Below are 22,688 nucleotides of genomic sequence, written 5' to 3' on the forward strand. Positions count from 1 at the left end.
GCGACGCGCCCGGGCCCTACCCCGCCGGTCCCGCGGCCCCCGCCGACGCAAAGGCAGGCGTCCCCACCCCGCCGGCGCGGAGCCGACGGGCCGCCTCACCCGAACGGACGCCGAAAGCCAACAGCGCGTCAGTGCGCCGTTACGCTCCGGGCATGCCCACACGTCGCCTGCTGCGCACCTCCCTCCTGACGGCCGCCGCGTTCGGACTGCTCCTCGCGGGCTGCGCCGGCAGCTCCCCGGCTCCGACCGCGTCGGCGTCCGCGCCGGGACCCGCCCCGGCCGCCGCGCCCGCCGCCGCACTCAGGCCGTACTACGAGCAGCGGTTGGCCTGGCGCGACTGCGGGGCGCCCGGCTTCCAGTGCGCCACCCTCAAGGCCCCGCTCGACTACGCGAAGCCGCAGGGCGAGCAGGTGCGGCTGGCCGTCGCGCGGGCCGCGGCCACCGGCCCCGGCAAGCGGCTCGGCTCGCTCCTCGTCAACCCGGGCGGCCCCGGCGGCTCCGCGGTGGGCTACCTCCAGGGGTACGCCGGCCTCGCCTACCCGGCGCCCGTGCGCGCCCGGTACGACATGGTCGCCGTCGACCCCCGCGGGGTCGCCCGCAGCGAGCCCGTCGAATGCCTGGACGGCCCGGCCATGGACGCCCACACACAGGTCGACCAGACACCGGACGACACCCGTGAGCAGGACCTGCTCGCCGCCGCGTTCAAGAAGTTCGCGGCGGGCTGCGCCCAGCGGTCCGGGCGGATGCTGCCGCACGTCTCCACGGTCGAGGCGGCCCGCGACATGGACATCCTGCGGGCGGTGCTCGGCGACGAGAAGCTCACCTACGTCGGCGCGTCGTACGGCACGTTCCTCGGGGCTACGTACGCCGAGCTCTTCCCGTCCCGGGTGGGCCGGCTGGTCCTGGACGGGGCGATGGACCCGTCGCTGACCGCCGAGGAGCTGAACCGCGACCAGACCGCCGGCTTCGAGACGGCCTTCCGCTCGTTCGCCGCCGACTGCGTGGAGCGCCCCGACTGCCCCCTCGGTACCACGTCCCCCGAGGACGCCGGGACCCGCCTACGCCGGTTCTTCGCGGCCCTGGACCGCGCCCCTGTCCCCACCGGGGACGCCCGCCCCCTCGGGGAGGCCCTCGCCACCACCGGGGTGATCACCGCCATGTACGACGAGGCGGCCTGGCCGCAGCTCCGCGAGGCCCTGACGCGGGCCATGGGCGGCGAGGGCTCCGCGCTGCTCGCCCTGGCCGACGCCTACTACGAGCGGGGCAGCGACGGCACGTACTCGAACCTGATGTTCGCCAACGCCGCCGTGAACTGCCTGGACCAGCCGCCGGCCTTCCGCAGCACGGCCGCGGTGAGCGCCGCCGTGCCCGCCTTCGAGAAGGCGTCCCCGGTCTTCGGCAAGGGCCTTGCCTGGGCGTCCCTGAACTGCGCGTACTGGCCCGCCGAGGCCACCGGCACCCCGCACCGCATCACCGCCGACGGCGCGCCCCCGATCCTCGTCGTCGGCACGACCCGCGACCCGGCCACCCCGTACAAGTGGGCCCGCTCCCTCGCCGCCCAGCTGTCGTCCGGCACCCTCCTGACGTACGAGGGCGACGGCCACACCGCCTACGGCCGCGGCAGCGACTGCGTCGACACCGCCGTCAACCGCTACCTCCTGGAGGGCACTCCGCCCCCCTCGGACAAGCGCTGCCGCTAGCCGGCGGGGCCCCGCCGAAAGGGTGTGCACGAGCACCCCCGCCACCTGTGTAGACTTGGGGTCGCCGCCGCACCCGCCACGGGTGGAAGCGGCGCGCCACCTTAGCTCAGTTGGCCAGAGCAACGCACTCGTAATGCGTAGGTCGCGGGTTCGAATCCCGCAGGTGGCTCAGCCAAAGGCCAGGTCAGATGCTTTCTGACCTGGCCTTTCTGCATGCCCGTGGAGTGCCGCGCGGCCACGTGCCGTGGGGCGGCACGCGCGAGGGCGGTCGCCGAGTGGTCCAACGCTCGGCCCGCCCGCCGCTTTTCGCCGCCCGCCGCCGGGCCGCCGGCCTTCCCGTCCTCGCCGCCGCGGCGGTCGGTGTCGTGGGCGTGGCCGTGCCGGGCACGCTGCCGCTGAGGGGCCGCGTCGACCCCGAGCTGCTCAGGCGCCACTGACGGCGGCTGTCGGAACGCGGCTGGCAGCGCGACTCGGTGTATGGCCGCCTCCGGCCCCGACCCGCCGCGGCCGGGGAGCCGGGCTCAGAGGGGTGTGGCCGCCCTGAGGATGAAGAAGAGGGTGACCGCCGCGTTGGCGGAGGACAGCGCGGAGGCCGTCGTGCCCGCGGCGGCGGCCCAGGCGGCCAGGCCGGCCGCGGTGAAGACCGGGGGCCACACCCGGGCCGAGGGGGCCGGGCCGAGGAGGGCGGCGACCCGGCGGGGGACGGGGCCGGGGGCCGCGAAGCCGGCGAGGCCCGCGGCGGGGGCGCCGGGGGAGACGAGGGCCGCCTTGCCGACGGCGCGGGCGACCACGCGGCGGCTGCCCACGGCCGCGGCGGCCTCCTCGTCGGCCCAGCGTTCCGCGGTGTAGGCGACGGCCGTGTGCAGCGGCCGCAGGAACGGGTTCGCGCGGGCCGCGAGGCGGACGGCCAGCAGGAACCGGTGGTGGCGGGCCGTCAGGTGGGCCCGCTCGTGGGCGAAGAGGGCGCGCCGCTCGGCGCTGTCGAGGGCGGCCAGCATGCCGGTGGAGACCACGACCGTGTCTCGTGCGCGGTTCCCCGCGGCGGGCAGCGCGTAGGCGTACGGGACGGTGTCGGGCAGCACCGCCACGGCCCGTCGGGAAGCCCCGCGAGCGCCGACCGGGCCCGCAGCCGCACCCGGTGGTGGTGCCAGGCGAGTCGGGCGCAGGCCGCGACCACCGCGATCAGGGCCGGGATGGCGGCCTTGCCCGCGACCTCGTCGTACGGCACGGCTTCCCGTACCTCCGGGTCGGACCAGCCGTCGGGCAGGGGGTTGCCGGGGAGCTGGGCCGTGCCGACGACCATGAGCAGCAGCAGGCACAGGGTGCTGCACACCGCCAGGACGGCCGCCGCGCCGGTCAGCAGCCAGGTGGCGGCGCGCGGGTGGAGGTGCTGTTCGGCGAGCCGGGCCATGGGCCAGGCAGTCAGGGGGAGGACGAGGGGCAGGAAGACGAAGACGCCCATGGCCGTCAGTCTTCGCCCTCGTCCGTCGACTGCGCCAGCAGCCCCCGCAGCAGGCGCTCGTCGCCGCGGGGCAGCGCGGTGACGAAGCTGGTCAGGACCGCCTCGCGGTTCTCCTCGGCGTCGAGGACGCGGCGCATGCGCAGCGCCGCCAGACCCGACGGGTCGACGACGGCGGTCCACCGGAAGGCGCGGCCCGCGCGTTCGCGGGTGACGACGCCCTTGGCGTGCAGGCGGGTCAGGATGGTGATCACGGTGGTGTAGGCGAGGCCGCTGCCGAGGCGTTCCTGCACGTAGGCGACGGTGACCGGCTCCGGCGCCCGGTACAGGACGTCGAGGACCGCGTTCTCCAGTTCCCCCTGGGCGCGCCTGCGGCACTGCCGGCCGTCACCGTCACCGTCACCGTCGTACTCCGTCATGCTGATGCCCTTCCTCCCGCCGACCGCCCGCCATCGTACTGAGGCCGCGGCCGGCGGGCGGGCCGCCGGGCGGGTCAGCGGGTGCCGAAGCGGTGCAGGAACAGGGCGAGGGACAGGGCGGTACGGGACAGCTCGCCGGGCGCCACGCTCTCGTCGGGCGCGTGGATCAGGCAGCTCGGCTCCTCCACGCCCAGAAGCATGATCTCCGCCTTGGGGAACAGCTCGGCGAGGGTGGTGCACAGGGGGATGGAGCCGCCCGCGCCGAGGAGGGACACGTCCTGCCCGTACGCCTCCCGCATGGCGTCGGCCAGGGCGGTGTGGGCGGGCCCGCCGGTCTCCGCCAGGAACGGGGCGTTGGCCTGGCCGCGTTCGATCTCCAGCCTGGCGCCCCACGGTGCCTCCTGCCGCAGGTGCTCGACCAGCGCGTCCTGGGCGCGGACGGGGTCGGTGCCCGGCGGGACCCGCAGGCTGAGGCGGGCCGACGCCCGCGGCGGGACGGCGGCGACCGAGCCCCGCACGGGCGGGCAGTCGATGCCGAGCACGGTGAGGGCGGGGCGCGCCCACAGCAGGTCGGCGACACCGGCACCCCCGCCGAGCAGGTCCACGCCGTCCAGGACCCGGGCGTCGCGGCGGAACTGCTCGGCAGGGTAGGCGCGGCCCGGCCAGGTGCCGTCCTGGTCCAGGCCCCTGACGGCGGTCTGGCCGTGGGCGTCGCGCAGCGTGGACAGGAGCTGGATCAGGGCGGCCAGCGCGTCCGGGGCGGCGCCGCCGAAGACGCCCGAGTGGGCCGCGGAGGCCAGGGTGCTCACGGTGACCACCACTTCGGTGACCCCGCGCAGGCCGATCGTGACGGACGGGACGCCCTCCGCCGCGTTGCCCGTGTCGCAGACCAGCACCGCGTCGGCGCGGAGGTCCTCGGGGTGGCGGCGGGCGTGGTCCTCCAGGCCGCCGGTGCCCTGCTCCTCGGAGCCCTCGCACACCACCTTCAGGTGCACGGGCAGGTCGGCGCCGCATGCGTGCAGCGCGCGCAGGGCGGTGAGCTGGGCGAGGATGTTCCCCTTGCAGTCGGCGGCGCCGCGGCCGTACCAGCGGCCGTCGCGCTCGGTCAGGGTGAAGGGCGGCGAGTGCCAGGCGTCCTCGTCGGGGGCCGGCATGACGTCGTAGTGGGAGTACAGCAGCACGGTGGGCGCCCCGGCGGGGCCGGGGCGGTTGCCGAGGACGGCGAGGCTGCCGTCGCTGGTCTCGGCGAGCCGCGCGTCGTCGAAACCGACCTCGGCGAAGGCGTCCCGCACCCACTCGGCCGCCCTGCGGCAGTCCTCCGGGGGGTGGCTGCGGGGGTCGGCGACGGACGGGATGGCGACCAGGTCGGCCAGGTCGCCGCGCAGGCGCGGCATCAACCGGTCGATCTGGGACGCGAGTTGGTCGCGCATGGATGCTCCGGTGTGGTCCGGTGGGATCTCTGGGACGGTCGTTCGCGGGGCGGTTGTTCGTGAAGGGGGCGTTCGCGGGGCGGTTGTTCGTGGTGGGGTCGTTCGCGGGGCGGGCTGCGGGCTGCGGGCTGCGGGCTGCGGGCCGGCCCCGTACGGGCTGCGCCCCTGCCCGCCCGCGGCCCGTGGCGCCGACCGCGCGGCCCGCGGCCCGCGGCCCGTGGCGCCGACCGCGCGCCGCGGCCCCGCTCCGTGCGCGCACGGAGCGGGGGCCCGGGGGTGTCAGGCCTTCGCGGCCGGGGCCGGCTCCTCGGCCGCGGGGGGCAGTTCCCGCAGGCGGCTGACCGGCGACTTGACCAGCGCCACGACCACGGCGGCCGAGAACACGGCCGCCACGGTGAGGGCGTTCCGGTCGCCCAGCCAGCCGGTGAGCAGGCCCGCCGCGAGACCGCCGAGTGCGCCGCCGCCGAAGAGGAGCGTGCGGAAGCAGGCGGTCATGCGGCTCATCATCGACTGCGGGGTGGTGGTCTGCCGCACGCTGACGATGATGACGTTGGCGATGCCGAGGCCCAGGTACGTGGTGAAGAAGGACACCGTGACCATCGCCACCACCACGGGCGTCGGCCCGCCCGCCAGCACGATCAGCATCGGGCCCAGCAGCAGCGCCGTCTGGGCCACGAAGTAGACCCGCCCGATCGGGAAGCGGCCCACCACCTTGCGGGAGACCAACGCGCCGATGAGGCCGCCGATGGAGGCCGTCGCGAAGATCCCGCCGAGGATGGACGAGCTCAGGTCGAGCACCTTCGACCCGTAGATCAGGAACATGGTCCAGACCGTGATCATGGAGAAGTTGCAGCAGAAGCCGACGAGCGCGAGCCAGCGCAGGATCGGCTTGCCGAACACCCACTGGAGCCCTTCCTTCAGCTCCACCCCGACGTGGCGCTTCGCCGTCGGCTCGGGCCGCTCCTCGCGGGTGCGGACCAGCAGCAGCATGACGGTCGACACCAGGTACGAGAACGCGTTCACCACCAGCGCCACCGGCGCGGTCATCGCCGCGACCAGGACACCCGCCATGCCGGGGCCGGCGACGTCCGACACGGACTGGCTGACGCCCATCTTCTGGCTGGCCTCGACGTAGTGCCGGGGGTCCTTCACCAGCGTGGGCACGAAGGGCATCCAGCTCACGTCGAACAGGCACGACGCGACGCCCAGCGCGCAGGCGATGACCAGCAGCAGCGGCATGTTCAGCACGTCGAGCCAGTGCAGCACCGGGATCAGCGCGATGAGCACCATGCGGACGACGTTCGTGCCGAGCATGACGTTGCGCCGGCGGGACCGGTCCACCCACACGCCGAACACCAGCGCCAGCCCCAGGTACGGGACCAGTTGCAGGAACCGCAGGACACCGACCTGCTCGTCGCTGGCGTTGAACGCGTAGAGCGCGGTCAGCGGCAGGGCGAGGTTGGTGACCTGGGTGCCGAGCAGCGAGATGGTCTCGCCGAACCAGAACTTCATGAAGTCCGGGTTGTGCCACAGGCTCGGCAGCGGCTCCTCCGGCGCGGCGCCCTCCGCCGGGTCCTTCTGCTCCTGCTCAGCCGTCGACAAGGGTCCTCCTAGGCACGGGGCTCCTCACCGTCGGCCGTTCCGCCGCCGTCCGGGGTGCCGGGGGCGCCGTACAGGTCGTCCCGGATGATCCCGTACAGGGCGGGCAGCCGCTCGCCGGTCCAGATGGAGTGGTGGGTTCCGGGGATGGTGTGCTCGCGCAGCCCCGGGATGAGCCGCTTCCACTGCATGTCGGCGGCCACCGACTGCTCCGCCATCACGTGCACCGCGCGCCCGTCGTAGCGGCCCTGGACGTCGATGGCGTAGAAGCCCTCCAGGTGGGCCCGGAAGACCTCGTACTGGCCGGACAGCAGGTAGGAGTCGAACTCCTCGGGCAGGATCCCCGACTCCTCCACGGCCTTGAACACGAGGTCGGGCTCGACATCGGCGGGCCAGCCGGCGAACAGCGTCCTGAGCTCGGCCGGCACCTCCTCCAGGCCCATCATGTCGCGGACGAAGCGGATCAGGATGTCCCGCTCCGGCGGGAGCGGCATCACCACGGGCAGGCCCGAGTCCACCATGATCAGACGGGACACCTCGGCGCCGCCCGCGGTGAGCCGCTTGGCCATCTCGTAGGCGAGCAGCCCGCCCAGGGACCAGCCCAGCAGCCGGTATTCGCCACTGGGCCGGAAGGCGCGGAGGATCTCGGTGTACTCGTCGGCCAGGTCCGGCAGCGACCGCACCGGGGCGCGGTCGTTGTCGAACCCGGGCGCCTCGAAGCCGTACACCGGCTGCTCGTCGCCGAGCAGCCGGGACAGGCCCGCGTAGGAGTACGCCGAGCCGGAGACCGCGTGGACGCAGAAGACGGGCACGCGGTCGCCCTCGGTCTGGAGGGGGACGAGGCGTTCCAGGTCAGGCACCGGCCTTCGCCTCGATCCGCTCGTCGATGACGGCCGAGATGCCGCTGACGGTGGCGTTGCCGTAGAGCAGCCGCACACTGATGCGGATCTTGAAGTGCTTGTTGATCCGGCTGACGACCCGCAGGGCCTGCAGCGAGTTCCCGCCGATGTCGAAGAAGCTGGCGTCGGCGCCGACCCGGGGCAGCGACAGCACCTCGGCGAAGGCCCGGGCGACCTCCTCCTCGGTGGGCGTCGACGGCGCGACGAACGCCCGCTCGTCGTCGTCCTTCGGGTCGGGCAGCGCGTTGCGGTTGATCTTCCAGCCGTCGTTGTTCATCGGGAACTTGTCCAGCGCCATCCACGCCGTCGGCACCATGTAGTCGGGCAGCGACCCGCCCAGGTGCTTGCGCAGCTCGTCGACGGACGGCGGCTCGCCCACCGAGGTGTAGTACGCGACGAGCCGGTTCTCGCCCTGCCGGTCCTTGCGCATCAGCACGACGGCCCGCAGCACGCCCGGGTGGGACTGGAGCACCGTCTCGATCTCGCCGAGCTCGATGCGCAGACCGCGCAGCTTGACCTGGTTGTCCATGCGGCCGAGGAACTCGATCTGCCCGTCCTCGGTCCACCGGACCAGGTCGCCGCTGCGGTAGACCTTGCTCTCCGGGTCGAACGGGTCCTGGATGAAGCGCTCCGCCGTCATCTCCGGCTGGTTCAGGTAGCCGCGGGCGAGCCCGCCCTCCGCGCCGCCGATGAGCAGCTCGCCGTAGACGCCCTTGGGCACCAGGTTGCTCTGCCGGTCCACGACGTACACCTGGCGGTTGAGCTGGGGGCGGCCGATGGGCGGCGGGGTGGTCCACTCCTTCTGCTCGACGTGGTACTCGGTCTGGCCGATCGCGCACTCCGTGGGGCCGTACAGGTTCAGGTACTTGCGGCCCGGCAGGTTCCACTTGTTGACGAGCTCCGGCGGCAGCACCTCGGCGCCGCCCATCACGTACTTCAGGTCCGGGTACGGCTCCGCCTCCATCACCGACTGCATGGCCGGCGGCAGACCGGCGTACGTCACCTTCTGGTCCCGCAGCAGCGCGGTGAGCGCCTCGGGGGACTGGGCGTCCTCGGGGTGGACGGCGACGACGCGCGCACCGACCAGGAAGGCCGTCCAGATCTCGCCCTGCGACATGTCGAAGTTCAGGGCGGGAAGCTGGAGCAGGCGGTCCTGCGGGCCGAAGTCGAACGAGCGGCGGTACGCCTCGCAGAAGAACGACACGGCGCGGTGGGCGATCATCACGCCCTTCGGCGTGCCGGTGGAGCCGGAGGTGTAGAGGACGTACGCCAGGGACTCGCGCGTGGTCCACTCCTCCAGCGGCTCGTCGGCGGGCAGCGCCTCGATCTCCGGCCAGTCGGTGTCGATCAGCACCCGTGCCCAGCCGTTCGGCTCCGGCAGCCGGTCGGCCAGCGGGGAGCGCGTCAGGACGATGGGCGCCGCGGTGTCCTGGATCATGTAGTCGAGGCGGGTCGCGGGCAGCTTCGGGTCCATCATCGCGAAGGCGCCGCCCGCCTTCAGGATGCCGACCATCGCCACGTACGCGTCCACGTCCCGGTCGATCACCGTGGCGACGACCTGGCCGTGCGTGAGGCCGAGGTTCCGCAGGTGCCGGGCCAGCAGGTCGGCGCGCCGGTCGAGCTCGCCGTAGGTGAGCTCGTTCCCGCGGCACACGACGGCCACCGCGTCCGGGGTCTCGCGGGCGATCCTGGCGAAGCCCACGTGCAGCGGGTCCTCGGCGTACTCGGCGGGCTCGCCCTTCCCCAGCGCGAACAGCTCGTCGCGCTCGGCGTCGGTGAGCAGCGGCAGCTGCGAGACCCGCAGCGAGGGGTCCTTCACCGCGGCGGTCAGGACGGTCTCCATGTGCCCGAGCAGGGCCTGTATCCGCCACTCGTCGAAGAGGTCCTTCGTGTACTCGACGACCGCCTTGAGGCTGTCGTCGGTCTCGACGAAGTCGATGGCCATGTCGAAGCGGGAGGCGGCGGCCGGCACGTTGAGCGGCTCGCTCTCGGTGCCCGCGAAGCTGACGCTGCCGCCGGAGTTGGCGGCGCCGAGCAGCTGCATGGACACCTGGAAGAGCGGGTTGCGGCCGGCGACGCGCACCGGCTGGACCCGCTCCACCACCAGGTGGAACGGCACCTCCTGGTGCTCGTAGAGGTCCAGGTTGGCGTCGAGGGTCCGCTCCAGCAGCTCGGTGAACGTCGGGTCGCCCGACACGTCCGAGCGCAGCACCACCATGTTGACGAAGAGGCCGACGACGTCCTCCAGGTCGGCGTCGACCCGGCTGAGCATCGGCACGCCGATGGGGATGTCCTCCTGGCCGGTGTAGCGGCTGAGGACCACGTTCAGCGCGGACGCGAGCACCATGTACAGCGAGGCGCCGTTCTCCTTGGCCAGGGCGCGCGCCTTCTCCAGCAGTTCCGTCGGGTACTCGCGGACGGTGGAGCCGCCGCCGCGGCTGGGGGTGGCGGGCCGCGGCCGGTCCGTGGGGAACTCCAGCGTCGGCAGGTCGGCCAGGCGCTCCGCCCAGAAGTCGAGCTCCTCCTTGAGGACCTCGCCCTGCATGTGGGCGCGCTGCGCCCGCGCGTAGTCGAGGTAGCGGGAGCCCTCGCCCTGGAACTCCGGCTCGCGGCCGGCGAGCAGCGCCTCGTAGGCGAGGGTCAGCTCGGCGTTCACCACGCCGGACGACCAGCCGTCGGTGACGATGTGGTGCAGGTTCTGCACGAACACGTGCTCGTCGTCGGCCAGCTTCAGCACGGAGTAGCGGTAGAGCGGCCCCTCCTGGAGGTCGAAGGGCCTGCCCGACAGCTCGCGCAGGGTCTCCTCCACGACGGCCTGCTGCTCCTCGGGGGGCAGGCCGGTGTGGTCGACGACCGGGAGCTCGACCTCGGAGGGCGGGTTCACCACCTGGTAGGGCGTGCCGTCCTCGGCGTGGAAGGTCACGCGCATGGCCTCGTGCCGGGCCACGACCAGCGTGAGGCTGCGGCGGAGCAGGTCGGTCCGCAGCGGGCCGCGCAGCCGTGACGCGAGCAGGATGTTGTAGGCCGTCGCGCCGGGGGTCAGCTGGTCGAGGAACCAGAGCTGCTCCTGGCCGAAGGACAGCGGCGCTTGGTTACGGGCATCTGAGGACGTGGTCATGTGGGGCGACTCTCTGATCGATGGAACGGCAACCCGATGAAAAGCCACACGGTGGAACGGTCACGCGGTGGAACGCGGTGGAACGGTCACACGGTGGAGCGGCGCCGCAGGGTTCGGCGGCGCGTGGGACGGCGGCGCGGGCGGACCGCGCCACGGGGGCAGCGCGACGGCGGGCACCGCGGCGGCCCCGCCCCGGCAGGGGGAGGCCGACCGCGTTCCCGCGTGGTGGAGCGTCAGGTGGAGGGGCGGCCGGCGCACCGGCCGGCCCGCTCACGCCTTCTTGGTGATGAACGTGTCGTTGACGACGTAGCCGTCGAGACCGTGCTCTTCGCCGTACTTGATGAGGTCACTGGTGGTGTTGATGAACCCGCGGCCGTTGAAGTTCAGCGAGGTGTTGCAGAGGACGCTGAATCCCGTGATATCACGGAAGGCCTCCAGCAGACCGGCGATTCCGGGATTCCGCTCGCGGGTGACCGTCTGCGTGCGGGCGGAGCCGTCGATGTGGGTGACCGCCTTCAGCGCGTCGGTGGTGACGCGGTTGAAGAACAGCATGAACGGGTCCTGGACGGCGCCCACGAACCACTTGTCCGCGTCCTCCTCCAGGCAGATCGGGGCGATGGGGCGGTAGCCCTCGCGGCCCTTGATCTTGTTGAGCCGGACGGTGGTCTCCTCGGTGAACGGGGCGGCCAGGATGGAGCGGTTGCCGAGGGCGCGCGGGCCCATCTCGTAGCGTCCGCGGGCCCAGCCGATGATGTTGCCCTGCTCCAGGAAGCGGGCCACCTCGGCGGCGACCAGGGGGCGGGTGTCGTACTTCGCCGGGTCCGGCGTGACGTCCTCGACGAAGTGCTCGCCGGCGTACACGTCCCAGTCGATGGTCGCCTGGCCGGTGTAGAAGTGCTGCGCGTCGATCGCGGTGCCGAGGGCCGCTCCGCTGTCGTTCGGGCACGGCGGCACGAAGACCGACTCGAACAGGCCGCTCTCGCGGAAGCGGGCGTTCCACTCGCAGTTGAGGCCGCAGCCGCCGGAGATCTGCAGCGGCAGGCCCTCGGTGAGGTTCTTCTGGGCGTAGTCGAAGAACCGCTCGAAGATGGCGTCCGAGTGCTTGCGGGCGGCGTTGCGGTACGCCTGCGAGTCCACCCCGGCGTTGTAGAGGTGGGACCACTTCAGCTCGTCCTTGGACACGCCGAGGACGATGCCGTCCTGCTTGAGGATGAAGTCGATGACCTCCTGCTCGGCCTTGGTCGTCGGGCCCTCCTCGGCGAAGGCGGTGAGCGCCATCTGCTTGCCGGCGTGGCTGTAGTTGAAGTAGCCCTTGCCGGTGGGGTGCTTGGGGTCGGCGAGCGCGAAGAGGTAGGCGTACTTGTTGCCCGGGTCGGTCATCACGTGCTTGAGGTGGGTGACCTGGCCCGCCTCGTCGATCCGGTAGAAGTCGCCGATGTTCCCCTCCCACACGAGCGCGTAGTGGGGCTTGCCCGCGGTGTCCGGCGCCATGCCGTACGCCGTCATGATGTGCGACCGCTCGTGGGTCGACGAGAAGATCCGCACGTCCTTGCCGAACCACTTGCCCGGGTCGTCCTGTATGGAGCCCTCGCCCACGCCGAAGTAGCCGGCGCGCAGCTTCGGTTCGACGGAGTGGAAGCCCTTGACCCAGCCGCTGAGCGAGATGACGTCGGGCTGCCGGTCCAGCATCCCGGCGGCCCTGGTGATCACCTCGGCCGTGAGCCGGTCGTACCGCGGGAAGCTGTCCTTCTCCGCCTCCAGGGCGAAGAGCAGCTTGCCGTCCTCGATCGCGACGACTCCGCCGTCGTGTCCCTCTTTGAAACCCAGGATCAGCATGGGTGAGTGAGCCTTTCTTCCGGGAAATCGGGTTACTGAGTCGCCTGCTGCTCGCCCCGAGGCGAGCCGACGGCGGGTACGCGGCCGAGCACAGGCCCCAGGACGCGATCGAGGTCGGTCAGGGCACGTGACCAGACGTGCGGTGACGGGACGTAGTGGTTGTAGTAGCTGGCCCCTTCGGCGGGCGGCCCGAAGACCGCCACCGCCGGCGGCCGACTGCCGGCCGGCGGGCCGTCCTCCCGCGGCAGGACGAAGCCGTCGCGGTCCAGCCGCAGGGACCCGCCGGGCCCGTGCGCGGCCCAGGCGCGCAGCGAGTCCCCGACCGGGTCGGACCCGGGGCCGGCGGCGGGCCCCTCCAGGTTGGCCCTGACGACGAGGTCGGCGTGCAGGGAGTGCGGGGTGTCCAGCAGCGTCGAGGCGAGGGTCCAGCCGCCGCCCTCCGCCCGCTCCAGCGCCGGGTCCGGGCCGGGGCCGGGCACCACGACGCCCGCGTCCATCAGCTTGAGCAGCTCGTCGATGCGCTCCTTCTGCGGGCCGATGACCGTGCGGTTCACCAGCGCGGTGTAGGCGCCCATGAAGTAGCGGTGGGACTCCTCGGTGAGCCCCGGCGGGTCCAGGGCCGCGCGCAGGCCCTCGCGGTGGTCCCGCAGGACCTCCAGGGCCTCCTTGACGCGGCTCGCCCCCAGCCCCCTCCTGGCCTCGGCCAGGTCCGCGCGGGCCCGCTCCCGCAGCCGCCGCGCGTAGTCCTCGTACGTCGTGCAGCGCTCGGGTCCCTCGTGGTGCGCGGAGAGCTGCCGCTCGACGGCCGCGACCTCCTCCGCCGTCGCCCCCGCCAGCCGGCCCAGGGCCTCGCTGCGGATCAGCGGCTCGACGTCCCGGCGGAAGTCCAGCCGCCGTCGGCGCTCCCTCCCGCAGCCGGGCCACGGCCTCCCGGGTCAGGTGCGCGGCCGGGGCCGGCCGCCGCTCCCGGGTGGTCGTCGGCCGGGCACGGGGCAGCCACCCCGTGCGGTTGACCAGGACGATGCGCGGCTCCCGCCCGGAGGGCCTGTACCCTCGCCGGTGAACTCGCCGCCGCGCCCCACCGTCAGGGCGGCGATGACGTCCATCGCGGTGAGGCCGGTGCCGAGCAGTGCCGCGGTCGCGCCGGCCGGGACGCCCTCCACCTGGTCGGGCAGCGGGTACGGCACGTCGACCAGGTCGCCTGCGGGCGCGGGCGCCTGCGGGGCGGTCAGCCCGTGGCCGGTGGTGACCACGGCGAGGTCGACGTCGAGGCGCGTGCCGTCCGCCAGGGTGACCGCGGCCCCGCCCGAGGCGCCGCCGGAGGGCTCCACCGTGCGCGCGGCCGTGGCGACGTGCCGGACGGTCAGGCGCTGCGGCAGCCGCCCGAGCAGGTCCTCGGCCGCCCACTGGAGGTATTCGGCCAGCAGCCGGCGCGGCAGGAAGTCGTCGAAGGCGGCGGGCACGCCCTGGCCCTCGCACCAGGTGAGGAAGTCGGGGCCGGGGGTCACCGGCGCGCCCGGGACCATCTGCGCGTCCGAGAAGATGGTCAGCTGGGAGGCGATGGTGTTGAGCAGCAGGTAGTCGGGCTGCTTCGCCGGGTGGACGCCGCTGCCCAGCTCGCCCGGCTCGACGAGCACCAGCTCCACCGGGGGGCCGTCGTCCCGCGTGTGGCTGATGACCCGTTCGAGGACGGACAGCCCGCGGGGCCCGACGCCGACCACGGCGATGCGCAGCGGCTGCGCGGTGGGGTCCTCGGTCACCAGCGGCTCGTCTCGCCGAAGAAGTCCGGGACCTCCGTCGCGAGGCCCTGGGCGCGGGCGGTGTCGTGGACGAACTGCCCGACCGCCAGGTCGAGTACGCCGAGGCCGAAGGGGGAGAAGACCAGTCCGCGCTGCCCCTGGGGCTGCGTCCGGCCGCGCAGCACGTCGGCGAGGGTGCCGCTGACGAAGTCGCGGTTGCCGACGGCCTGTTCGGCGAGGTGCGGCGAGGTGTTCGCCTTCATGCAGTGCTCGACGTCGTCGAAGTAGTTCTCCGCGGCGAGGATGACCGACGGCTGGAAGTCCCGCAGCGAGATGTTCAGGACGACCTGCCCGGGGTGCAGGTTCCGGCTGATGTAGGGGGTGCCGGCGGTGGTGGTGGTCACCACGGTCTGCGCGGCCAGCGCGTCGTCGAGGCGTTCGACGGGGCGTGCGTCGATGCCCAGCTCCTCCGTCGCGTACCGGACGAGGCTGGCCGCGGAGTCGGCGTGCAGGTCGTGGACGGCGAGGGTCTCGACCGGGTACGCGGTGGCGGCCAGGTACCGCAGCACCGTACGGGCGATCACGCCGGCGCCGATGAAGGAGACGTGGCCGGTCGGCGGGACGTGCCGGGCGAAGGCGCGGGCGGCCACGGCGGCCGAGGCGGCGGTGCGGGCCGCGCTGATGCTGGCGGCCTCCAGGAGGGCCTTCGGGTAGCCGGTGGCGTAGTCGTTCAGGACCAGCACGGCGGAGGCGCGCGGGATGCCCTCGTGCACGTTGTTCGGGAAGCTGGAGATCCACTTGATGCCGACGGTGTGCTGCTCGGCGAGCTCGATCGCGGCCGGCAGGGCGATGATCCGCGCCTCGGGCTTCTCGGGGAAGCGCAGGAAGTAGCTGTCCGGGTTGACCGTCCGGCCCGAGTCGTGCGCCAGGTAGGCGTCCTCGACCAGCTGGACGATCCGGTCCGCGGAGGTGTCGAGGATGTCCTTGACGGCCTTGCCCGGTATCAGGTCAAACGAGAACATCGAGCTCCCCTATCTGTGACTGCTCGTCAGTGCTTGCCGCCTCGGTGAGCCCCCGGCCGACCACCCAGTCGTCGTCGTACACGGAGGCCAGGTACCGCTCGCCCAGGTCGGGGGCGATGGCCACCACCGTCGCGCCGGGCGCGATGGACGCCGCCTTGCGGCGGACCGCCGCCAGCACCGTCCCGGTCGACCCGCCCGCCAGCAGTCCCGTGTTCCTGGCCAGCCAGCGGCACTCGCGCACGGTCTCCCACTCGGGCACCAGCACGACCTCGTCGGGGACCTCGCGGTCCAGGATCGGGGGCCGCTGGCTGGTGCCGAGGCCGGGCACGTGGCGGATTCCGGCGACGTTCTGGAAGTTCATCGAACCGACCGTGTCGACGGCGGTGATCCGGGTGTGCGGGCTGCGGCGCCGGAAGTAGTCGACGCAGCCCATCAGCGTGCCGCCGGTGCCCACCCCGAGGAACAGGTGGTCGACGCGGTCGAAGGATTTCAGCACCGACGGCGCGGTGGTCTGCTCGTGCGCGGTCGGATTACCCGGGTTCTCGTACTGGTTGAGCCAGTGCAGATGCGGGTCCGCGGCGAGCCGCTGCCTGATGTACGCGAGACGGGTCCCGAGGAATCCGCCGTTGTCGTCGCGCTCGTCGACGATCACCACGTCCGCGCCCAGGGCCCGCATGACGGCGACCGAGGTCGCGTTCGTGTTGGGGTCGGTGACGCAGGTCAGGCGGTACTTCTTCGCGGCGCAGATGGTGGCCAGGGAAATTCCGAGATTCCCCGACGTCGATTCGATGACGTGCAGGTTCGACAGGTCCGCGCCGGAGTGCTCGACCGCCTGGATCAGCCCTCTGGCGGTCTTCATCTTGATGGAGCCCCCGGCGTTGAAACCCTCGACCTTGACGAAGAGCTGCTCGAGGCTTTCCAGACCGTTCACGCGGAGGAAGACATCGTCCAATATGAGGTCGTACACGGTGTCTGCAATCAACGTCATTCCCGGAGGTGGTAGGAATCGTGCCGCCTGGAGCGGGTGGCTGCCGGCGGGACCGGGGGAATCGGCTTTTCGCTCAGTGCGGCCGTTCCGACCCCCTGTGGAGGTGGGCGTGCAGGTCCTGCAGGGCGCCGACCTCGAATTCGAGCCGGTTCCTGGTGCGGATGGCCCGGACCATGGCGAGCAGGGCCGAGGGCGTGGTGACGCAGGGCACGGAGTGCTGGGCGGCCGCCGTGCGCAGCGCCCGGTCGACGCCGCGGTCCGTGCCCGTGGCCAGGAGGCTGACGGCCAGGCTGACCTCGCGGCTCCTGCACCACTCCCGCAGCGCGGCGGGGTCGCCGTCGTGGCGGACGTCCGCGGTGAAGCCGGCCTCGTGCAGCAGGGCGTGGCTCTCCGGGTCGGCGGCGGTCTCGAAGCCCATGCCGCGCAGGGTCCGCAGCGCCGGGACGACGCGCGGCACGTGGCACTCCGCCGCGGAGACGTAGATCCGGCCGGACAGCGGGGGCGGGAAGCCGCCCGCGGTGAGTGCCTTGGCGTAGGCGATGTCGAAGCTGGGCCCGATCCCCATGACCTCGCCGGTGGACTTCATCTCCGGTCCGAGCCGGCTGTCCACACCGTCCCCGTCCAGGGTGCGGAAGCGGTGGAACGGCAGCACCGGTCCCTTGACCGCGCGCGGCGCGCCCGCCCGCTGCCCCGCCCCGTCGCCGTGCGCCGGCAGCAGGCCCTCGGCCCGCAGGCCGGCGATGGTGGCGCCCAGCATGATCCGCGTGCCGGCCTTGGCGAGCGGGACACCGGTCGCCTTGGACACGAAGGGGACGGTCCGGCTCGCCCGGGGATTGGCCTCCAGCAGGTAGTAGGTGGTCCCCTTGAGCGCGAACTGCAGGTTCAGCATGCCCCGCACGCCGAGCGCGGCGGCGATGGCCTCGGTGTGCCGGCGGACGGTGTCGATGTCCTGGGCGTCGAGGGTGTAGGGCGGCAGGACGCAGGACGAGTCGCCGGAGTGCACGCCCGCCTCCTCGACGTGCTCCATCACCCCGCCCAGGTAGACCTCCCGGCCGTCGCAGAGCGCGTCCACGTCGATCTCGATGGCGTCTTCCAGGAACTCGTCGACGAGCAGCGGGTGCTCGCGGGAGACGTCGGCGGCGCGCCGCACGTAGGCGTCGAGGGCCTCCCCGTCGGGGACGATCTCCATGCCGCGCCCGCCCAGCACGTAGGAGGGGCGGACCAGCACCGGGTAGCCGATGCTCTCGGCGACGTCCCGCGCCTGGTCGAGGGAGCGGGCGATGCCGTGGCGCGGCGCCGTCAGTCCGGCGCCGGCCAGCACCTCGGCGAAGGACTCGCGGTCCTCGGCCAGGTGGATGGCCTCCGGGGCGGTGCCCGCGACGGGCAGGCCGGCCGCGGCCAGCCGCCGTACGAGCTTCAGCGGGGTCTGGCCGCCCAGCTGCACCACCACGGCCGCGACCTCGCCGCAGGCGCGCTCCGCGTCGTAGACCTCCAGGATGTCCTCGAAGGTCAGCGGTTCGAAGTAGAGGCGGTCGGAGGTGTCGTAGTCGGTGGAGACGGTCTCCGGGTTGCAGTTGACCATCACCGTCTCGTAGCCGGCCTCCCGCAGCGCCATGGCGGCGTGGACGCAGGAGTAGTCGAACTCGATGCCCTGCCCGATGCGGTTGGGGCCCGAGCCGATGATGAGCACCTTCGGCCGCGGCTCCGGACGGGCGGCCACCTCGGACTCGGCGTCCGGGTCGGCCTCGTACGCGGAGTAGTGGTACGGCGTGGTCGCGGCGAACTCGGCGGCGCAGGTGTCCACCGTCTTGTACACCGGCCGCACCCCCAGCCGGTGGCGCAGCGCCCTGACCTCCTCCTCGCCGCCGAGCTCCGGGCGCAGCGCGGCGATCTGCCGGTCGGAGAAGCCGGAGCGCTTGGCGCGGCGCAGCAGGCCGGCGTCGGGCTCCGGGGCCTCGGCCAGCTCCCGGCGCAGCTCGGTCAGGGCGAGGACCTGGTCGACGAACCAGGGGTCGATGCCGGACGCCTCGTGGACCTCCTGCACGGTGGCGCCGAGGCGCAGCGCGCGTTCGACGGTGTACAGGCGGCCGTCGTGCGGGGCCGCCAGCGCCTCCAGGGCGGCGGCCGGGCCGTCGGCCCCGGCCTCCTCGGGGCCGGTCCAGAAGCCGGCCTCCGCGGTCTCGGCGGAGCGCAGGGCCTTGCCGAGGGCCTCCGCGAAGTTGCGGCCGATGGCCATGGACTCGCCGACGGACTTCATGGTGGTCGTGAGGACCGGGTCGGCGGTGGGGAACTTCTCGAAGGCGAAGCGGGGGACCTTGACGACGACGTAGTCGAGCGTCGGCTCGAAGCTGGCGGGGGTCACCCCGGTGATGTCGTTGGGGATCTCGTCCAGGGTGTAGCCGATGGCCAGCTTCGCCGCGATCTTGGCGATCGGGAAGCCGGTGGCCTTGGAGGCCAGCGCGGAGGACCGCGACACCCGCGGGTTCATCTCGATCACGACGAGCGCGCCGGTCCTGGGGTTGACCGCGAACTGGATGTTGCAGCCGCCGGTGTCCACCCCGACCGCGCGCAGCACGGCGATGCCGACGTCCCGCATGTGCTGGTACTCGCGGTCGGTGAGGGTCATCGCCGGGGCCACGGTGACGGAGTCGCCGGTGTGCACGCCCATGGGGTCGACGTTCTCGATGGAGCAGACCACGACGACGTTGTCGTTGCGGTCCCGCATGAGTTCGAGCTCGTACTCCTTCCAGCCGAGCACGCTCTCCTCGATCAGCACCTCGCCGAGCGGGCTCTCCTTCAGTCCGGCCGCGGCCAGGGTCTCCAGCTCCTCGGGGGTCCGGGCCGTGCCCGAGCCGAGGCCGCCCATCGTGTACGACGGGCGGATCACCACGGGCAGGCCGATCTCCTCGACGGTGGCGCGCACCTGCTCCATCGACCGGCAGACGGCGCTGCGAGGGGTCTCCGCGCCGACGGACGCGACGATGTCCTTGAACCGCTGGCGGTCCTCGCCCCGGGCGATGGCCTCGACGTCCGCGCCGATCAGCTCGACGTCGTACTTCTGCAGCACGTTCCGCTCGTGGAGGGCGACGGCGCAGTTCAGCGCGGTCTGCCCGCCGAGGGTGGCCAGGATGGCGTCCGGCCGCTCCTGGGCGATGATCTTCTCCACGAACTCCGGGGTGATCGGCTCGATGTACGTGGCGTCGGCGAACTCGGGGTCCGTCATGATCGTCGCCGGGTTGGAGTTGACCAGGCTGACCCGGATGCCCTCCTCGCGCAGGACCCGGCAGGCCTGGGTGCCGGAGTAGTCGAACTCGCAGGCCTGGCCGATCACGATCGGCCCGGAGCCGACCACCAGTACGTGCTTGATGTCCTCGCGGCGCGGCATCAGCGGGCCCCTCCCATCAGGTCGACGAACGCGTCGAAGAGCGCGGCCGCGTCATGGGGGCCGGCCGCGGCCTCCGGGTGGTACTGGACGGAGAAGGCGGGTACGTCCAGGCAGCGCAGCCCCTCCACCGCCCCGTCGTTGGGGCAGTGGTGGGAGACCTCCGCGGGCCCGTAGGGGGTGCCGAAGCGCTCCCCCGCCTCGCCCTCCACGGCGAACCCGTGGTTCTGCGCGGTGATGGAGACGCGGCCGTCGGCCGCGCTGACCACCGGGATGTTCACGCCGCGGTGCCCGTAGAGCATCTTGTACGTGCCGCGGCCCAGGGCCCGGCCGAGGATCTGGTTGCCGAAGCAGATGCCGAACAGCGGGATGCGCCGCTCCAGCACCCGGCGGGTCAGCTCCACCACTGCGGCCATGGCCGCCGGGTCGCCCGGTCCGTTGGACAGGAACACCCCGTCCGGCTCGGTCTCCAGGACCTGGTCCAGGGAGCTGGACGGGGGCAGCACGTGCGTCGCGATCCCCCGGTCGGCCAGCATCCGCAGCGTGTTCGTCTTCACCCCGAGGTCGAGGGCCGCCACCCGGAACCTGCGGGTCCCCGCCGCCTCGTGGACGTACGGCCGTACGGTGCCGACCCGGGAGGCCAGTTCGGCGCCGGCCATCGGGGGAGCGGACAGCACCTGCTGGGCCATGGCGTCCCGGTCGGCCAGGGCGTCCCCGGAGAACACGCCGGCGCGCATCGAACCCGCGGCCCGGATCCGCCGGGTCAGGGCCCTGGTGTCGACCTCGGCGATGGCGACGACCCCCTGCCGGGCGAGCTCGTCCCCCAGTTCGCGCCGCGAGCGCCAGTTCGACGCCGTGCGGGAGGGGTCGCGCACCACGTAGCCGGCGACCTGGATGCCGGCGGACTCGTCGTCCTCGTCGTTCCACCCCGTGTTGCCGATCTGCGGGGCTGTCTGGACGACGATCTGACCGTGGTAGGACGGGTCGGTCAAGGTTTCCTGATAGCCCGTCATGCCGGTCTGGAAGACCAGTTCGCCCAGGGTGCGCCCGTGCGCTCCGAAGGCCCTCCCCCGAAACACCGAGCCATCTTCCAGGACCAGCGCAGCCTGCGCCGCGGACGCACTCACGGTTCTCCCTCCGAGCTCCGACAGCCGGGCCCCGAGGCGTCAGGGCCGGACACAGCAGGGTCTGAATCAGCAGGGTCTTGAAACGGCAAGAGCTTGAATCGGACAGGTGTACCTAGGCGGTGGCGCATCGGGGACGGCCACGGAGCGTGCCGTGGCGGGCCGCGTCGCTCAGCGGGCGGCGGCGGAGACCGGCCCGGCGACGTTCCAGCCGACGTCGTGCAGCGACTGGACGGCACTGGCGGAGGGCGAGGCGGACAGGCCGCCCGAGGCGGGGGCGGCCGCGGCGGGGCCGGCGGTGAACGCCGAGACGAGCAGAGCGGAGAGTACGCAGAAGGAGGAAGGGGCGGAAAGAATCATCATTCTGTTGCGGCTCATGATTGTCCTGAATTCATCGATAGGAGGTCTGGACGATCGCTCGGCAGTTATGGACATTCACCGTCATGGCATGCCGCTGGGCAGCCCGCACCGCGGAATGGGATGGGGCGTGCCGGGGCGCTTCGTCGACGGCGCCCGGGCCGCTCTCGGGGGTGCTCCCCCTCGCCTGCTGGCGTTTCCGGCACGTGGGGTGCCGGATCGCAGGTGGCAGGCGTGTCAGCCGACGGCGCGGCAGGGACACGCGGTTCCGTGCACACGGGCACGGAAGCGCTGAAATCGGCCATCGTGCGCCGAAAATCTACGCGACATCAGAGGTCCCCCGCAGACGTGATCTGGTTCGTGCGTTTCGCCTCGGTCCCCCGCCTCGGCGTCCCTCAGGGAGTCTTCATTACGGATCGATGAAGCAAAAGGTCCTTGATGGTTCAGGTAATCGCATTGCTAAGATTGGAAGTGTGCGATGAGGCGCAAGAGCTGACAAATGGGGCTCTTGGGGGGGTGGGCCCGGGGGAGTGCTGAGATGGCAGGCTTGACCGATGAAGTCGCTCCGGGGGCCGGTTCCGGTTCCGGCCGGGAATCGGACGCCGCGTCCGATGGTGCGGAACCCTCCGCTCCCCCCTCGCTCTGGGCGGTCGCGGAAGCACTCGACCATCTGTCGTGCCAGGTCCGGCAGCAGGCCCACCACGTCTACCGGTCGGCGAAGGAAGCGTCCTGGTCCACCGCGGCGTCCGGGCGGGGCGAGGGCGGGGGCGCCGATCCGGGAGTGCGGAGGCTGCACGGACTGCCGGAGATCAACGCGGCGATCCGCGAGGCCCTGGACGGGGCCGGGACCGAGATCCTCACCGCCCAGCCGGACGGCCCCCGCCCCAAGGAGGTGCTGGACACCGCACTCGACTCGGTCCGCCGCCAGATAGCCCAGGGCGTCAGCATGCGGACGATCTACCAGCACTCCGCCCGCTTCGACGAGGCGACCAAGTCGTACGTCCGCACGGTGACCGACTACGGCGTCCAAGTGCGCACCCTCACCGAGTTCTTCGACCGGATGATCATCATCGACCGGTGCACGGTCTTCATCGCGGCCAACCCGGAGCGCACCGATGCCTCCATGATCACGGAACCGTCCGTCGTGCGGTTCCTGGTCGACGTCTTCGAACGCTCCTGGGACCGCGCAGGACCGTTTCCCTTCGTCCCCAACCACGCCGCCCGCGCGGCACCCGAGGTGATCCCCCCGATCCGGCAGGCGATCCGGCACATGCTGACCGAAGGCCACTCGGACAAGGTCGTCGCCCGCCGGCTCGGCATCAGCGAGCGCTCCCTGCAGGCCCATATCGCCCGCATCAAAGAGGAGTTGGGGGCGAAGAACCGCACCCACCTCGGCTACCTCCTGGGCCTCGGCGCGCCCAAGGACTGACCCGCCCCCGCCTCGGGCGGCGGGCGCCCGTGCCGTCGCGTGCGCCACTGCAACGCCCCTTGCCCAGGGGCCGGTGCCTCCCGCGGCACGCCCGACTGCGGTTTCCCGAAGGCCCGGCCGGCCCGCTGCCCCGTCGAACCAGGCCCCGCAGAGGGCTTGTCGACCGTGCGGACCGGCCCGCTCGTAC

At 72.7% G+C, this 22,688-nt stretch carries 16 protein-coding genes, 1 tRNA gene and 1 pseudogene; 4 read left to right on the forward strand and 14 right to left on the reverse strand.

The window, feature by feature from the left end:
* Nucleotides 1–152 precede the first annotated feature (152 nt).
* From L6E17_RS26280 to L6E17_RS26290, 3 genes are all read left to right on the forward strand, one after another.
* Entirely contained in the window at nt 153–1,700 is a 1,548-nt protein-coding gene (locus tag L6E17_RS26280) for an alpha/beta hydrolase (protein ID WP_236243180.1), read from the forward strand.
* A 95-nt stretch (nt 1,701–1,795) separates the two neighbouring features.
* Nucleotides 1,796–1,869: transfer RNA gene (locus L6E17_RS26285), tRNA-Thr, on the forward strand.
* Nucleotides 1,870–1,975: 106 nt separating this feature from the next.
* Nucleotides 1,976–2,137 carry a hypothetical protein gene (locus L6E17_RS26290; RefSeq protein WP_236243181.1) on the forward strand — a complete coding sequence of 54 codons (162 nt, stop codon included), beginning with the start codon at nt 1,976–1,978 and terminating at the stop codon, nt 2,135–2,137.
* An 84-nt stretch (nt 2,138–2,221) separates the two neighbouring features.
* Here L6E17_RS26290 and L6E17_RS26295 read toward each other — a convergent pair.
* From L6E17_RS26295 to L6E17_RS26360, 14 genes and pseudogenes are all read right to left on the reverse strand, one after another.
* Nucleotides 2,222–3,162, reverse strand: a pseudogene (locus tag L6E17_RS26295) (M56 family metallopeptidase).
* Between the two features lie 5 nt (nt 3,163–3,167).
* On the reverse strand, nt 3,168–3,578 hold the full coding sequence (locus tag L6E17_RS26300) for a BlaI/MecI/CopY family transcriptional regulator (protein ID WP_236243182.1): 411 nt from the start codon (nt 3,576–3,578) through the stop codon (nt 3,168–3,170).
* A gap of 74 nt (nt 3,579–3,652) precedes the next feature.
* Nucleotides 3,653–5,008, reverse strand: coding sequence for a dipeptidase (locus tag L6E17_RS26305; RefSeq protein WP_236243183.1), 1,356 nt, complete (start codon nt 5,006–5,008; stop codon nt 3,653–3,655).
* Between the two features lie 279 nt (nt 5,009–5,287).
* Complete coding sequence (locus tag L6E17_RS26310) at nt 5,288–6,610, reverse strand: MFS transporter (RefSeq protein ID WP_236243184.1); 1,323 nt, start codon at nt 6,608–6,610, stop codon at nt 5,288–5,290.
* Between the two features lie 8 nt (nt 6,611–6,618).
* The gene (locus tag L6E17_RS26315; RefSeq protein ID WP_236243185.1) at nt 6,619–7,467 is read right to left on the reverse strand and encodes an alpha/beta fold hydrolase; all 849 of its coding nucleotides are present in this window, start codon (nt 7,465–7,467) and stop codon (nt 6,619–6,621) included.
* Complete coding sequence (locus L6E17_RS26320; protein WP_236243186.1) at nt 7,460–10,624, reverse strand: amino acid adenylation domain-containing protein; 3,165 nt, start codon at nt 10,622–10,624, stop codon at nt 7,460–7,462. The genes L6E17_RS26315 and L6E17_RS26320 overlap by 8 nt, the downstream gene beginning before the upstream one ends.
* A gap of 270 nt (nt 10,625–10,894) precedes the next feature.
* Nucleotides 10,895–12,460, reverse strand: coding sequence for a carbamoyltransferase C-terminal domain-containing protein (locus L6E17_RS26325; RefSeq protein ID WP_236243187.1), 1,566 nt, complete (start codon nt 12,458–12,460; stop codon nt 10,895–10,897).
* A 32-nt stretch (nt 12,461–12,492) separates the two neighbouring features.
* Nucleotides 12,493–13,035, reverse strand: coding sequence for a hypothetical protein (locus tag L6E17_RS26330; RefSeq protein ID WP_236243188.1), 543 nt, complete (start codon nt 13,033–13,035; stop codon nt 12,493–12,495).
* Between the two features lie 360 nt (nt 13,036–13,395).
* A complete protein-coding gene (locus L6E17_RS26335; protein WP_236243189.1) occupies nt 13,396–14,220 on the reverse strand; it encodes an FAD/NAD(P)-binding protein in 825 nt (274 codons plus the stop codon).
* The gene (gene sbnB / locus L6E17_RS26340) at nt 14,217–15,221 is read right to left on the reverse strand and encodes a 2,3-diaminopropionate biosynthesis protein SbnB (protein WP_236243190.1); all 1,005 of its coding nucleotides are present in this window, start codon (nt 15,219–15,221) and stop codon (nt 14,217–14,219) included. The genes L6E17_RS26335 and sbnB overlap by 4 nt, the downstream gene beginning before the upstream one ends.
* Complete coding sequence (gene sbnA, locus L6E17_RS26345) at nt 15,208–16,209, reverse strand: 2,3-diaminopropionate biosynthesis protein SbnA (RefSeq protein ID WP_236243191.1); 1,002 nt, start codon at nt 16,207–16,209, stop codon at nt 15,208–15,210. Before sbnA ends, sbnB begins: the two co-directional genes overlap by 14 nt.
* A gap of 73 nt (nt 16,210–16,282) precedes the next feature.
* The gene (gene carB / locus L6E17_RS26350; protein WP_236243192.1) at nt 16,283–19,594 is read right to left on the reverse strand and encodes a carbamoyl-phosphate synthase large subunit; all 3,312 of its coding nucleotides are present in this window, start codon (nt 19,592–19,594) and stop codon (nt 16,283–16,285) included.
* The gene (gene carA, locus L6E17_RS26355; RefSeq protein WP_374109154.1) at nt 19,594–20,742 is read right to left on the reverse strand and encodes a glutamine-hydrolyzing carbamoyl-phosphate synthase small subunit; all 1,149 of its coding nucleotides are present in this window, start codon (nt 20,740–20,742) and stop codon (nt 19,594–19,596) included. The genes carB and carA overlap by 1 nt, the downstream gene beginning before the upstream one ends.
* Nucleotides 20,743–20,886: 144 nt before the next feature.
* A complete protein-coding gene (locus tag L6E17_RS26360; RefSeq protein ID WP_236243194.1) occupies nt 20,887–21,093 on the reverse strand; it encodes a hypothetical protein in 207 nt (68 codons plus the stop codon).
* 526 nt (nt 21,094–21,619) lie between these two features.
* Between L6E17_RS26360 and L6E17_RS26365 the strand changes: the two genes are divergently transcribed.
* Nucleotides 21,620–22,501, forward strand: coding sequence for a LuxR C-terminal-related transcriptional regulator (locus L6E17_RS26365; RefSeq protein ID WP_236243195.1), 882 nt, complete (start codon nt 21,620–21,622; stop codon nt 22,499–22,501).
* The last annotated feature ends 187 nt before the right edge of the window (nt 22,502–22,688 follow it).

This window comes from Streptomyces sp. CC228A (genome assembly GCF_021390935.1).
Taxonomy (GTDB): domain Bacteria; phylum Actinomycetota; class Actinomycetes; order Streptomycetales; family Streptomycetaceae; genus Streptomyces.

Bases quoted from the DNA above. Each gene is read 5' to 3' on its own strand.
- L6E17_RS26280 (WP_236243180.1), top strand. From the start codon at position 153: ATGCCCACACGTCGCCTGCTGCGCACCTCCCTCCTGACGGCCGCCGCG.
- L6E17_RS26300 (WP_236243182.1), bottom strand. From the start codon at position 3,578: ATGACGGAGTACGACGGTGACGGTGACGGTGACGGCCGGCAGTGCCGC.
- L6E17_RS26305 (WP_236243183.1), bottom strand. From the start codon at position 5,008: ATGCGCGACCAACTCGCGTCCCAGATCGACCGGTTGATGCCGCGCCTG.
- L6E17_RS26320 (WP_236243186.1), bottom strand. From the start codon at position 10,624: ATGACCACGTCCTCAGATGCCCGTAACCAAGCGCCGCTGTCCTTCGGC.
- L6E17_RS26325 (WP_236243187.1), bottom strand. From the start codon at position 12,460: ATGCTGATCCTGGGTTTCAAAGAGGGACACGACGGCGGAGTCGTCGCG.
- L6E17_RS26330 (WP_236243188.1), bottom strand. From the start codon at position 13,035: ATGGGCGCCTACACCGCGCTGGTGAACCGCACGGTCATCGGCCCGCAG.
- sbnB (WP_236243190.1), bottom strand. From the start codon at position 15,221: ATGTTCTCGTTTGACCTGATACCGGGCAAGGCCGTCAAGGACATCCTC.
- sbnA (WP_236243191.1), bottom strand. From the start codon at position 16,209: ATGACGTTGATTGCAGACACCGTGTACGACCTCATATTGGACGATGTC.
- carB (WP_236243192.1), bottom strand. From the start codon at position 19,594: ATGCCGCGCCGCGAGGACATCAAGCACGTACTGGTGGTCGGCTCCGGG.
- L6E17_RS26360 (WP_236243194.1), bottom strand. From the start codon at position 21,093: ATGAGCCGCAACAGAATGATGATTCTTTCCGCCCCTTCCTCCTTCTGC.